11 protein-coding genes are annotated in these 13,121 nt (G+C 62.2%); 3 read left to right on the top strand and 8 right to left on the bottom strand.

What is annotated here, in order from left to right:
• Window positions 1-90 precede the first annotated feature (90 nt).
• The 6 genes from Q1A32_RS03835 to Q1A32_RS03810 form a co-directional block, all read right to left on the bottom strand.
• Window positions 91-564, bottom strand: a complete 474-nt coding sequence (locus Q1A32_RS03835; RefSeq protein ID WP_299649760.1) for a hypothetical protein — start codon at window positions 562-564, stop codon at window positions 91-93.
• The gene (gene rodA, locus Q1A32_RS03830) at window positions 564-1,712 is read right to left on the bottom strand and encodes a rod shape-determining protein RodA (RefSeq protein WP_299609364.1); all 1,149 of its coding nucleotides are present in this window, start codon (window positions 1,710-1,712) and stop codon (window positions 564-566) included. The genes Q1A32_RS03835 and rodA overlap by 1 nt, the downstream gene beginning before the upstream one ends.
• Window positions 1,709-3,652, bottom strand: a complete 1,944-nt coding sequence (gene mrdA / locus Q1A32_RS03825) for a penicillin-binding protein 2 (RefSeq protein WP_299609365.1) — start codon at window positions 3,650-3,652, stop codon at window positions 1,709-1,711. Before mrdA ends, rodA begins: the two co-directional genes overlap by 4 nt.
• Window positions 3,649-4,191, bottom strand: a complete 543-nt coding sequence (locus tag Q1A32_RS03820) for a rod shape-determining protein MreD (protein WP_299609367.1) — start codon at window positions 4,189-4,191, stop codon at window positions 3,649-3,651. Before Q1A32_RS03820 ends, mrdA begins: the two co-directional genes overlap by 4 nt.
• Window positions 4,188-5,078: a rod shape-determining protein MreC gene (gene mreC / locus Q1A32_RS03815; RefSeq protein WP_299609370.1), complete on the bottom strand. Its 891-nt coding sequence runs from the start codon at window positions 5,076-5,078 to the stop codon at window positions 4,188-4,190. The genes Q1A32_RS03820 and mreC overlap by 4 nt, the downstream gene beginning before the upstream one ends.
• 146 nt (window positions 5,079-5,224) lie before the next feature.
• Entirely contained in the window at window positions 5,225-6,271 is a 1,047-nt protein-coding gene (locus Q1A32_RS03810) for a rod shape-determining protein (RefSeq protein WP_076629964.1), read from the bottom strand.
• 258 nt (window positions 6,272-6,529) lie between these two features.
• Here Q1A32_RS03810 and Q1A32_RS03805 point away from each other — a divergent pair, with 258 nt between their 5' ends.
• Window positions 6,530-7,123 (top strand): YceI family protein, encoded by a 594-nt coding sequence (locus tag Q1A32_RS03805; protein WP_299649757.1) that lies wholly within the window; start codon window positions 6,530-6,532, stop codon window positions 7,121-7,123.
• Between the two features lie 36 nt (window positions 7,124-7,159).
• Here the strand turns inward: Q1A32_RS03805 and Q1A32_RS03800 are convergent, their stop codons facing one another.
• The gene (locus Q1A32_RS03800; RefSeq protein WP_299649754.1) at window positions 7,160-8,920 is read right to left on the bottom strand and encodes an FAD-dependent monooxygenase; all 1,761 of its coding nucleotides are present in this window, start codon (window positions 8,918-8,920) and stop codon (window positions 7,160-7,162) included.
• 27 nt (window positions 8,921-8,947) lie between these two features.
• The gene (locus Q1A32_RS03795; RefSeq protein ID WP_299649751.1) at window positions 8,948-10,519 is read right to left on the bottom strand and encodes a 2-isopropylmalate synthase; all 1,572 of its coding nucleotides are present in this window, start codon (window positions 10,517-10,519) and stop codon (window positions 8,948-8,950) included.
• Between the two features lie 283 nt (window positions 10,520-10,802).
• Here Q1A32_RS03795 and Q1A32_RS03790 point away from each other — a divergent pair, with 283 nt between their 5' ends.
• Both Q1A32_RS03790 and Q1A32_RS03785 read left to right on the top strand, forming a co-directional pair.
• On the top strand, window positions 10,803-11,465 hold the full coding sequence (locus Q1A32_RS03790) for an SDR family NAD(P)-dependent oxidoreductase (protein WP_299649748.1): 663 nt from the start codon (window positions 10,803-10,805) through the stop codon (window positions 11,463-11,465).
• A complete protein-coding gene (locus tag Q1A32_RS03785; protein WP_299649745.1) occupies window positions 11,462-12,988 on the top strand; it encodes a cryptochrome/photolyase family protein in 1,527 nt (508 codons plus the stop codon). The genes Q1A32_RS03790 and Q1A32_RS03785 overlap by 4 nt, the downstream gene beginning before the upstream one ends.
• The last annotated feature ends 133 nt before the right edge of the window (window positions 12,989-13,121 follow it).

Here is a 13,121-nt window from a genome sequence, read left to right as displayed (position 1 = left end):
GTCAGCGTTTGGCACAGGTGTAGCGGCACGGCGATCAAATGCAAAAGCATTGATCGTGATCAGGACCACGCCGTGTCGCGACGAAGTGGATCAGCCAGCTGTCCGGTTTAGATACAGGGTCGACCTGTCGTCCGGTGTGCCCTTGTCGACAAGCATTGTCGTCTTCCATGCGTTGACCTCGAACGCGACAAGCTCCATTTCCCAGACACAGCCAAACACGTCGGCTTGCCCATCGTCGAAGGATGTCGGCGCAGACCATGGCGCGCGGATCTGTTGGATATGTGCCAGCACACTGCCCCACTGCCAATAGAACACGGGCGATACGACAGCCACTTCGGCAAAATGGATGATCTGGAAGCCGACGCCATGATTGCCAGCGACGGCTTCCAACGGTCCGGGGGCGGGCAATCGGTCGAAGGCCGCGTCAGTGCTTGATGCAGCAACCTCGTCTGAAAACTCACGCCCGTCTGCCAAGATGGCGTAGCGTTTCAACCGCCAACCGTCGCGGTCTGCAACGGACAAGGCCCGCACATCTCGCCCCTGAAACGCTTGCAGATGGTCCATCAATGACCTTGCCGTGGGCGATGCACATGGGCGCTTTGGGCCAGACCAAAGGCCAGCATCAGAACCAGCATCGCCGACCCGCCATAGCTGACGAGCGGCAGGGGCACACCCACGACCGGAGCCAGTCCCATGACCATCGACATGTTCACCGCAAAGAACAGGAAGAAGTTGAGTGCGATGCCCAAGGTCAAAAGCGACGAAAACCGGTCCTTGTTGGCCAGCGCAGAGACCACGCAGAACAGGATGATCAGGGCATAGAGGGCCAGCAGCGAAAACGCTCCGATGAACCCGAACTCTTCGGCCAGCGTGGTAAAGATGAAGTCGGTGTGCTTTTCCGGCAAGAAGTTCAGGCGGCTCTGTGTGCCCTGCATGAACCCACGCCCGGTCCAGCCCCCGGACCCCAGCGCAATCTTTGACTGCGTGATGTGATAGCCCGCGCCAAGCGGGTCGGACCCCGGGTCCAGAAAAGTATCAATCCGCCGGTACTGGTAGTCTTTCAGCAACTGCCATTCTGTCCCGCGCGACTGAAACACCGTGGTGATCAAACCCACGATGGCAGCAATCACAGCTGCAAAATAAGCCCAATGCACTCCGGCCAGAAACATGAGGCCCCCGCCCGCCGCCAGCAGCAGGATCGAGGTGCCAAGGTCGGGTTGCCGCAACACCAAGGCGACAGGGATCAGGATCAGAATGACGGGCAAGAGCACCCAGAACGGTCTCGATTTCCGGAAAGCGGGCAGCCAGTCGTAATAGGCGGCCAGCATCATCACCAGCGTCACCTTCATCAACTCGGACGGCTGCAAACGCATGAACCCAAGGTCGATCCAGCGTTGCGCGCCCATACCGACAGAGCCAAAGAACTCCACCGCCACCAGCAAGAGCAGTGACGTCAGATACGCGACCCCCGCCATGCTGCGCCAGAACCAGATAGGCACCATCGCCACCATAAGCATCAGCACGAAGCCGGCGGCAAATCGTTTCATCTGCGGTTCGGCCCATGGGCTGAACGATCCACCCGCGACCGAGTAGAGCATCAGAAAACCGACACCGGCAACAGCCGCCAACAGCAACGCAAGCGGCCAGTTCAGGAACAGGATCTTGCGCGGCCCGGCGGGGACATTTTTGACCGTGTACTCAAGATAGCTCATGCCTGATCGCTTCCCGCGATATTGGCAAGCGGCTGGACACCGCGCAGGACTTGCTGCTGGTTCTTGATCCGGTCACGGTCCTTGGTGGGATACGCCTCCAGCGGTGGCTCACCGCCATAGAGCGCCTGCAAAGTTACGTCCCGTGCGATGGGGGCTGCGGCCTTCGATCCACCACCGCCATGTTCAACAACGACGGCTACGGCATATTTGGGATTGTCGTAGGGTGCAAAGTTCACAAACAGCGCATGGTCGCGGCGTTCCCATGGCAGGTCCTCGTTCCGGACCACGCCTGCGCGCCGCTCGGCTGCAGTGATGTTGCGCACTTGGCTGGTGCCGGTCTTGCCTGCCATCCGCACGGCATCGTCGATGATGCGGCTGCCATAGGCCGTGCCGCGCCGGTCGTTGACAACCTCGTACATCGCCCGGCGCATCTTGCGCAGGTTGTTTTCGTTCATGCCCATGCTTTCACCTGCGCCCGACGGTTGTTCGATCCCGTCAATGGTCTTGATCAGGCGTGGCTTGACCGCCGTGCCCGATGCCAGCCGCGCCGTCATCACCGCCAACTGCAAGGGCGAGGCCAGCATGAAGCCTTGCCCGATCGAGGCGTTCACAGTGTCACCCACAACCCAGCTTTGGTCATGCACGCGCCGCTTCCAGTCCTTGGTCGGCGTCAGCCCCTTTGCCACTGCCGACATGGGGATGTCATGGCGCTCACCCAGCCCAAACCGGTTGGCCATGGCGGTGATCTTTTCGATGCCGACCTTGACCGCCAGATCGTAGTAATAGACGTCGCATGACCGTTTGAGCGAGGTTTCCAGATCGACCCATCCATGTCCCGCGCGTTTCCAGCAGTGAAAGCGGCGGCCGCTGACCGTCAGGTGCCCGGGGCAATAGACCGTTTCGTCGGGACCGATCAGCCCGGCCTCAAGTGCGGCCATGGCCGTGATCATCTTGAAGGTCGAGCCGGGCGGGTACGTGCCCTGCACCGTCTTGGAGGCCAGCGGGCGATACTTGTTTTCGGTCAGTGCCTTGTAGTCGCGGCTGGAGATGCCGCGCACGAACAGGTTCGGGTCAAAGGTCGGCGCTGACGAGATTGCCAGCAGATCGCCGGACTGCGCGTCCATGACCACGGCACTGGCGCTTTCACCGCTCAACCGCGCCTGCACATAACTTTGCAGCTTGGCGTCGATGGTCAGTTGCATGTCGGACCCGGCGATCCCTTCCTGCCGGTCCAGTTCGCGCATCACCCGTCCTGCGGCGTTGACCTCGACCCGGCGGGCGCCCGCCTTGCCGCGCAGGGTTTCTTCGATCTTGGCCTCGACCCCGACCTTGCCAATCTGGAAGCGGGGGATGCGGAGCAGCTGATCGGGGTCTTCGATCCGTTCCAGATCGTAGTCACTGACCGGGCCCACATAGCCCAGCACGTGGGCATAGTCTGATCCGAGCGGATAGACCCGGCTCAGGCCGACTTCGGGCGTGACGCCGGGCAGGGCGGGGGCGTTGACACTGACCCGGCTCAGATCGTCCCAGCTGACCTCATCTGCGAATGTGATGGGCAGGAATGGAGCAGAGCGTTTCATCTCGGCCATGGCCCGCACGACCTCATCGGGGTCCAGGGACACCAGTTTACTGAGTTCCTGCACCACCTCTTCGACATCGCCCGCATCCTCGCGCACGATGACGATCCGGTAACTGGGCACGTTGCGGGCCAGTGGCACGCCGTTGCGGTCAAAGATCTCCCCACGCGAGGGCGGGATCAGGCGGATGTTGATCCGGTTTTCCTCGGCCAGCAGGCGGAACTGGTCGGCCTGATCGACTTGCAGGAACTGCATCCGCGCCCCAAGCGCGCCGACAAAGGCCAGTTGCACCCCGCCCAGGATCGCCGCGCGGCGGCTGAGCAGGCGGTGGTTCGCTTCGACATCAATCCGAGGCCGTTTCATGATCGTACCCCTTTGCCGTCAATGTCACCCGGACCGGGTTTGCGCACGCCCATGAAGGCGTGTGTGATCGCCACGACCAGCGGATAAGCGATGGCCGTGACCACGATCTGGATCAATGCGGGACCAAGCTGTGGCACTTCGACCAGCATGATGGCGAGGATCAGGCGATACGCAATGCCAACCCCCACGATCCACAGGACGGCAGACACCAATTCGGTCGCGAGGCTCGCGTCGCGCAGGGATCGCGATTGTTTTTTCATCTGCTCGCAGGCGATCAGCGCCAGCAGCGCCCAAAGCCCGGGCGGGCGTTGCAGCAGCAGGTCCGCCATCAGGAATGTCAGGGCCAGCAGCACGGCGGGCACGTATTCGGGGCGGCGCACGGACCATGCAATGGCAAAGGTCAAAATCAGATCGGGCCAGATCAGTCCCCCGGTGGCCGTTTGCAGTGGCAACAGGTGAAAAAACAGGATGGCGAGCACCAAGGCGACGAACGAGATGCGCATGGTCCACATGCGGGAGGAAGGGGCGGTGTCGATCATTCCGTCGCCTCCGGTGTCAGAAGGGCCGCCCCGCCCGGCGCGAGCACGTTGCTGTCGTCGCTTACGGGTTCGTTGCCGTAGTGGCGCAGCACGCGCAGGAATTCGAGCCGTTCGTAGTCTGCGGCGAGCCGCACCCGCAAGCGTCCGCCGGGGTCTGCGGCCACTTGGCCGATCAGCAGCCCCGCGGGGAACACGCCGCCGTCGCCGGAGGTGATCACGCGGTCTCCGGGGCGCACAAGCTCCCGATTCTCCAGAAAGTCCACCGGCGGCGCGGCGGAGTTGTCGCCTGCCACGATGGCCTTTTGCCCCGAGGGCTGGATGATCGCGGGCACGCGGCTGGAGGCGTCGGTGACCATGATCACCCGCGCGGTGTTCTGCGCCACACCAGAGATGCGGCCCACGAGGCCGATGCCGTCCATGGTGGCCCAGCCTTCGACAATCCCGTCCCGAGCGCCGACGTTCAGGAGGACGGACTGGCGGAAAGGGGAACCTGAGTCTGCGAGGACCACGCCGGTGATGTATGTCAGGCGCGGGTCGAGGCGGACATTGTTGAGATCGAGGAGGCGGGCGTTTTCCTGTTCGAGCTGGAGGGCCGCCTCTTTCCACGCCTGCATCTGCCGCAACTCGCGCCGCAGTTCCGTATTCTGCTCGGCGATGCGGCGGTAGCTTTGGAAGTCGCGGAAAAGATTTATGGTGCCCGTCACGGGGGCCATGGCCCAGTCCATGTTGGGCACGATCCGGTCCGTCACCTGCGCCCGGAACCGCTCCACCCGCGGGCTGTCGATGCGCCACAGCAGGAACGTGCCTGCCAGAGCCAGCACCAGAACAGCCAGAACCAGCCGCCGCAGCGGGCCGCCGTAATCTACCTGTGTGCGGTCCTTGGCCAAGGCGGTGTCACCTCAAGTTTTGGTCCGTTCCCGGGATGGTCCGACATTTGCCCCGCCAGAGCAAGGGACCACATGTCCCACGCTGGGACATTTTACTTTATGCGCCAAATCAGTGCGTTAGCTGGTTAACCAGACATTAACGCGCATTAGCTGTCGTAGTCGATGGCGTGACGCAGTTGTTTTTCGTATTCCAGCGCCTTGCCGGTGCCAAGGGCCACGCAGTTCAAGCTTTCGTCAGCGATGGACACGGCAAGACCCGTCTGTTCGCGCAGCGCGAGGTCCAGATCACCCAAGAGTGCGCCGCCGCCGGTGAGCATGACGCCCCGGTCCACAATGTCGGCCGCCAGATCGGGCGGGGTGGTTTCAAGGGCGGTCATCACCGCTTCGCAGATTTGCTGGACGGGTTCTGCCAGTGCCTCGGCAATCTGGGCCTGGGTCACTTCGATTTCCTTGGGCACGCCGTTCAGCAGGTCGCGGCCGCGGATCTGCATCGAGGTGCCGCGCCCGTCATCGGGCATGCGCGCCGTGCCGATGGAGGTCTTGATCCGTTCGGCGGTGGTTTCACCCACAAGCAAGTTCTGCTGACGGCGCAGGTAGGAGATGATCGCTTCATCCATGCGGTCGCCACCGACGCGGACCGAGCGGGCATAGACGATGTCACCGAGCGACAGAACGGCCACCTCGGTCGTGCCGCCGCCGATGTCCACGACCATGTTGCCGGTGGGATCGGTGATTGGCATGCCCGCACCGATGGCCGCCGCAATCGGTTCGGCAATCAGACCGGCGCGGCGTGCGCCAGCGGACAGCACCGACTGGCGGATCGCGCGTTTTTCAACGGGGGTCGCGCCGTGGGGGACGCAGACGATGATTTTCGGTTTCGAGAAGGTGGAGCGTTTGTGCACCTTGCGGATGAAGTGCTTGATCATCTCTTCGGCGGTGTCGAAGTCGGCAATCACGCCTTCGCGCATGGGGCGGATGGCTTCGATGCTGCCGGGGGTCCGGCCCAGCATCAATTTGGCGTCTTCGCCCACGGCCAGCACTTTCTTGACGCCGTCCTTGACGTGGTAGGCCACGACCGAGGGTTCCGACAGGATCACGCCGCGCCCTTTGACGTAGACCAGCGTGTTGGCGGTGCCGAGGTCAATCGCCATATCGGACGAAAACAGCCCACCCAGATTTCCGAAAACTGACATGCCCGTACACCCTGCCTTTGCGTGGCCCCAATGAAGTTGGGTCCGCGACTCAGGGCGAGGCGCGGACCGAGCGCTTTATAGGACCGTGCAGGCACGGACGAAAGGGTTGAAAAAGGGGGAAAGTCGGCGAGACCTCGCCAACCTTTGATCGCAATTTGAAAAATTTTCCGACGGGAAGCGAATAAACTGGGTCCGAGTCGTGTTGATACGACAGCTGGGCCCGCTTGCCCGGAGCAACCTGCATTTCGGGAGGATAGAATGAAGACATTGCGTATGGCGGCCCTTGGACTGGGATTGGCACTGGCGGCAACCACTGTATCTGCAGACGGCTGGACGCTGGATGGCGATGCGTCGAACCTTGCGTTTGGGTCCATCAAATTCAATGACACCGGTGAAGTGCATAGCTTCAAATCCCTTGACGGATCCGTGGCCGAGGATGGCACCGTGACCCTTGGCATCGATCTGTCTTCGGTCGAGACGCATATCGACATCCGCAACGAGCGTATGGTCGAGCATGTGTTCAAGAACGCCCCGCGTGCGACCGTGTCCGCCCAGATCGACATGTCCGCGATGGAGGCCGTGGCCGTGGGCGACAGTGCCGTGATGGAGGTTGAGGGCACCCTTGATCTGCTGGGCGTCGAGGTGCCGTTGTATGGCGATATGTTCGTGATGCGCCTGACCGACGACAAGGTGATGGTCACAACAGACAGCATGATGTTCCTGTCGACTGCTGATGCAGAGATTGACCCCGGTGTCGACAAGCTGATGGAGCTTGCCAGCCTGCCCAATATCGTCCGTGCCGTGCCCGTCACCTTGCGTCTGATGTTCGATGCGGATGGCACCAGTGGGTAAACGTGGCGGTGTGCCGTGTATGCGCACCCTGCGGGGTCAGGTGTTCAGTATCTGATCCAACCAGTTAACCAGTGCGTTCTGCTGCTGCGGTGGCAGGACTAGTGACACGTACTGATCGGGGCGCACGAGAACGAGCGCCCCGATCTTTCTGTCGATGCCGCGCGCATCGAAGATGTCTGCCGCAGGGTCCGGGCAGAACAGTTTTTCCATGTCTTGCAGGTGAAGCGTGCCCTTGGTGGGGAAGCGTGTGGCGTCTGTCTGCGTATCCCGGTGCGGGGTTTGCAGAACCGTGCGCAGGTCGATGATGCTGTCCGGGTCTGCGCCTGTGGGCGTGTACCGGGCGATGGTCTCTGTCAGTGCGTCGGTCTGGTCAACGCTGCCCACGAAATTGAACAGCCGCCAGCGCCCGTCTGCTGTGATCGTGTGGCCAAGCTGCATTTTGTGGGCGTCCGCCCAGCGGATCACCGGTGCCGAGTGGAACCGTTTGCCGATTGCGTAGCCTGTGGCGAGGTGCTGGTGTGTGTCCGCGCCTGTGAGTGGCCCGGATTTGTATTGGGTTTCGACGCCTGCGGTGTAGCGGGCGTGTTTCTGGAAGTGGCTTTGGAAGGCTTTTGGGTCTTTGCCGCGGGCCGCAAAGGCGCGGGCGAAATCGCGATCAAAGTCGATGAGGTCCTGCGCGATGGTTTGGCGTTCTGCGGAGTAGCTGTGCAGGAGTGCGGGGTCTGCCCGCCCTTCGATGACGCTTTGCAGTTTCCAGCCGAGGTTGAACGCGTCCTGCATCGACACGTTCATGCCTTGCCCCGCTTTGGGGCTGTGGGTGTGGCAGGCGTCGCCTGCGATGAAGACGCGGGGCGGTGTCGTGTCGCCGGGGGCGGTGTTGGCGAATTGGTCCGTGACCCGTTGCCCGATTTCGTAGACGGACCACCAGACGATTTGTTTCACATCCAGAATGTAGGGGTGGAGGATCCTGTTTGCCGCAGCGATCAGGTGGTCGGGCGTGAGGTCCCGGTCGGCCACCCGTTCGTCGGGGTTGAGCTTGGCCAGTTCGATGTAGAAGCGGACCATGTAGCCGCCTTCGCGCGGGATGATCAGGAGGCTGCCCTGATCGCGGGACTGGATGGCGGATTTGAGCCGGATGTCGGGGAAGTCGGTGGTCGCAAGGATGTCCATGACGCCCCAGGCTGCGTTTTCCGCTTCGCCTTTGAGAGGGATGTCCAGCGCTTTGCGCACCGCGCTGCGTGCGCCGTCGCAGCCGATGACGTATTGGGTTTGGATGTCGCCTTGGGTCGTGTGCGCCGTGACCCTGTCCCCGATGGTGAGCCCGGTGAGTTGGGTGTTGTAGTCCGGTTCCAGCCGCGTGGGCGATTTGCGCATGAGATCGAGGTAGAAGTCGTGTACCCGCGCTTGGCTGAGGATGACATGGGGTTGTTCGGAAAGCCCGTCTTCGACGTCGTCGATGCGCCCGGTGCGTGTGATCTGGCCTGTGTCGTCGGGGTTCCAGAAGGTGGTTTCATTGACGTGGTAGGCTTCGTGTTTCACGAGGTGGGCGATGTTGAACGCTTCGAACATCTCCATCGTGCGGCAGGCGATGCCATCGGCTTGCCCCATGACCAGCGGGCCGTCGCGCCGTTCGATGATGCGCGTGCGGATGTGGGGGAATTGCGCGAGGTAGGCCGCGAGCGTGAGTCCGGCGGGGCCGGTGCCGACGATCAGGACGTCGGTGTCGGTTTTGGTGGTGTCGGCCTGTGGGTGCTGTGTGGGGTCGCCGGGGCGGAAGCCGTTGAGGTGGTATTGCATTGGCTTCGCCCCGGTTGGGTGTTCAGGTCAGCTGACGTCTTTGTAGCTAATCTCGGCCTTGTCGGTGCCGCCCTTTTCGCGCCGGACCAGCAGGCGGTTGAGGGCGTGGACGTAGGCCTTGGCACTTGCCACCACCGTGTCGGTGTCGGCCGATTGGCCGGTGACGATGCGGCCGTCTTCCTCCATGCGGACGGAGACTGTGGCCTGCGCGTCGGTGCCTTCGGTCACGGCGTGGACCTGGTAAAGCTGCAAGCGAGCGTCGTGGGGGAAGAGCGCCTTGACCGCGTTGAAAGTGGCGTCGACCGGGCCGTCGCCGGTCTGGGTGGTGCTGTGCACCGCGCCGTCGATCTCCATGGTCAGTTCGGCCTGTTGCGGGCCTTCGGTGCCGCATTGCACGGCCAGCGAGACGATGCGAAGGCGGGTGGAGTCCTCGTCCTCGGACGTGCGCATCAGCGCGATCAGGTCGTCGTCGAAGATTTCCTTTTTGCGGTCGGCGAGCGCCTTGAACCGGACGAAGACGTCCTTGAGTTGGTTGTCGCCCACTTCGAAGCCCAGCTGTTCGAGCTTGTCGCGCAAGGCCGCACGGCCGGAGTGTTTGCCCATGACGAGGTTGGTCTCGGACAGGCCGACGTCTTCGGGGCGCATGATCTCGAACGTCTCGGCGTTTTTGAGCATGCCGTCCTGGTGGATGCCACTTTCGTGGGCGAAGGCGTTTTTGCCGACGATGGCCTTGTTGAACTGGACGGGGAAACCGCTGACGGCGGCGACGCGGCGCGAGATGTTCATGATCTTGGTCGAGTCGATGCCGGTCTGGAACGGCATGATGTCGTTGCGGACCTTGAGGGCCATCACGACCTCTTCGAGTGCTGTGTTGCCCGCGCGTTCGCCCAGACCGTTGATCGTGCATTCGATCTGGCGTGCGCCTGCTTCGACCGCGGCGAGGGAGTTCGCCGTCGCCATCCCCAGATCGTTGTGGCAGTGGGTGGCGAAGATCACCTCATCCGCGCCGGGCACGTTTTCGATCAGTTTGCGGATCAGATCAGCACTTTCGCGCGGGGCGGTGTAGCCGACCGTGTCGGGGATGTTGATCGTGGTGGCCCCTGCTTTGATCGCGATTTCGACGACGCGGTAGAGGTAATCCATCTCGGTACGGGTGGCGTCCATGGGCGACCATTGCACGTTGTCGCAGAGGTTGCGGGCGTGGGTGACCGTCTGTTCGATCCGTTCGGCCATTTCGTCCTTGGTCAGGTTCGGGATGGCGCGATGCAGGGGCGAGGTGCCGATGAAGGTGTGGATGCGCGGTTTATCGGCGTGTTTGACCGCCTCCCAACAGCGGTCGATGTCACCGAGTTGGGCGCGGGCAAGGCCGCAGATCACCGAGTTTTGCGCGTTCTTGGCGATCTCGCTGACCGCGTTGAAGTCCCCTTCGGACGCGATGGGAAAGCCCGCTTCGATGATATCGACGCCCATTTCGTCCAGAAGGCCCGCGATTTCGAGCTTTTCGGCGTGGGTCATGGTGGCGCCGGGGGATTGTTCGCCATCGCGCAGGGTTGTGTCAAAGATGACAACCCGGTCCTGAGTTTTCGTGTCTTGGGTCATTTGAATTCTCTTTTTCTGTCCTAAGGCCTTGGCGCGAAAGGCATCCTCTGAGCGGTCGCGCCGTTGGGCACGCTCAGAGGCGGATTAGGAGCAGGAGGCCACGCAGGAGCGCGCCGGAACGGCGTGCGGTCGGGATATGCATGGCGTGTGTCATGGGGATAGTTATACGCGCTGCGTTTGAAATGGGAAGTGGGGAATTCCGGAGGCTGGCCGGCCCTCCGGGGGGAGTTTATTTGGCAAGATGAAGTTGATGGATCGGGATTGGCGGCTAGCTGGTGCGGTCATGGATAAGGTTTTGATATTGGGGGCGTCGGGCGGCATTGGGTCTGCCTTGGCGGCCGGGTTTGAGGCGCGCGGGGCTGAGGTTGATCGGCTGTCGCGCTCTGAGGACGGGTTTGATGTGACCGATGCGGCGTCTGTTGCACGGCATTTGGCGGGGCGTGGGCCGTATGGTGTTGTCGTCGTGGCGACGGGGGCGTTGGAGATTGATGGGGCGGGGCCTGAAAAGACCATCAAGGGTTTGGAGCCTGCTGCGATGATGGATCAGTTTGCGCTGAACGCGGTGGGGCCTGCGCTGGTGTTGAGCCATGCGCATGGCCTGCTCGATCGGGATGCGCCGGGCGTTCTGGCGGTGTTGTCGGCGCGGGTTGGGTCGATCGGGGACAACCGGATTGGCGGGTGGATTTCGTATCGGGCGGCCAAGGCGGCGGTGAACCAGGTGGTGCGCACGGCGTCTGTGGAATTGGCGCGCACGCACAAGCAAGCGGCGGTTGTGGCCTTGCATCCGGGGACGGTGAAGACGGCGTTTACCGAGAAATATCTGGGGCGGCATCCGGCGGTGGAACCGGGGCAGGCCGCTGATGAGTTGATATCCGTCATGAAGGGGCTGGGACCGGAGCAGACCGGCAAGTTCTTTGACTATTCTGGGGCGGAGGTGCCGTGGTGAGCCGGTTGATTTTGGTTTTGGGCGATCAGTTGTCTGAAGATGTGGCGGCGTTGAATGCTGCCGACAAGGCGTCGGACATCGTCGTGATGGCTGAGGTGGCGGAGGAGGGGTCTTATGTGCCCCATCACCCCAAGAAGATCGCGTTTATTCTGGCATCCATGCGCAAGTTTGCGGCGCGGTTGCGGGAGGGTGGCTGGACCGTTGCCTATTCCGAATCGGATGATACCGAGAACAGCCAGTCGATCCCCGGCGAGTTGCTGCGCCGGGCGGATCAGTACGGCGCGTCGGAGGTGATTGCGACGCGGCCCGGGGAGTATCGGTTGATTGCGGCGCTGGAAGATTGTCCGCTGACCGTGACGCTGCTGGAGGATGATCGGTTCATTGCCTCGCACAAGGAGTTCGAGGACTGGGCCGAGGGGCGCAAGGCGCTGCGGATGGAGTATTTCTATCGCGAGATGCGCCGCAAGACCGGGTTGATGATGGAGGGCGATAAGCCCGCCGGGGACAAGTGGAATTACGACCACGACAACCGCAAACCTGCGCCCGATGATGTGGATTTTGGCGGGCCGATGCAGTTCACGCCCGACGCGGTGGTGGAAGAGGTGCTGGCGCTGGTCGAGCGCCGCTTTGGCAATCATTTTGGCGATTTGCACCCGTTCTGGTTTGCCACCGATCAGGGGCAAGCGCGGCGGGCGCTGACCCATTTCGTGAAACATGCGTTGCCGAAGTTTGGCGACTTTCAGGATGCGATGCTGGCGGAGAACCGGTTTCTCTATCACGCGGTTGTGGGGCTTTATATCAATGTGGGCCTGCTGGATCCTTTGGAAGTGTGCCGCGCTGTGGAGCAGGCGTGGAAGGATGGCGATGCGCCCATCAATGCAGCCGAAGGGTTCATTCGTCAGATCATTGGCTGGCGGGAATATGTGCGGGGCATCTATTTTCACGAGGGGCCGGACTATCCGCGCCGCAATGGGTTGAACCATCAGCGGAAGTTGCCGGAGTTTTACTGGGGGGCCGAGACGCGGATGCGTTGCGTGTCGAAGGCGGTGGAGCAGACGGGGGCCGAAGCCTATGCCCACCATATTCAGCGGCTGATGGTGACGGGGAATTTTGCGCTGCTTGCGGGGCTTGATCCGGCGCAGGTGTCGGAGTGGTATCTGGCCGTTTATGCGGATGCGTTTGAGTGGGTGGAGGCGCCGAATGTCGTGGGCATGTCGCTGTTTGCCGATGGCGGGGTGATCGCGTCGAAGCCCTATGTGTCGTCAGGCGCCTACATCAACCGGATGTCGGATTACTGCAAGGGGTGCCATTACAAGGTCAGCGTGAAGACGGGCGAGGGGGCGTGTCCGTTCAACCTGCTGTATTGGCATTTTCTGGATCGGCATCGGGACCGGTTTTCGAACAATGCGCGGATGGGGAACATGTACCGGACGTGGGACCGGATGGACGCGGACCGCCGTGCGACCGTGTTGTCGGAGGCGGAGGCGTTTCTGGAGCGGATGTCGGCGGGGGAGCTTGTCTGAGCGCGGATAGCCCGGGGCACAGGTTTGGCCGGATACTTTACAGTTTCGCCGTTACGATACGCGGGCGAATTCCGGCCAAATCGGGTCACATTGGCAATCTTATGCGCCCCGAATTCGTAGCCTGTTGTGCGGC

The organism is uncultured Tateyamaria sp. (assembly GCF_947503415.1).
In the GTDB taxonomy this organism is placed as follows: domain Bacteria; phylum Pseudomonadota; class Alphaproteobacteria; order Rhodobacterales; family Rhodobacteraceae; genus Tateyamaria.
This window is presented reverse-complemented; position numbering and strand designations above follow the sequence as displayed.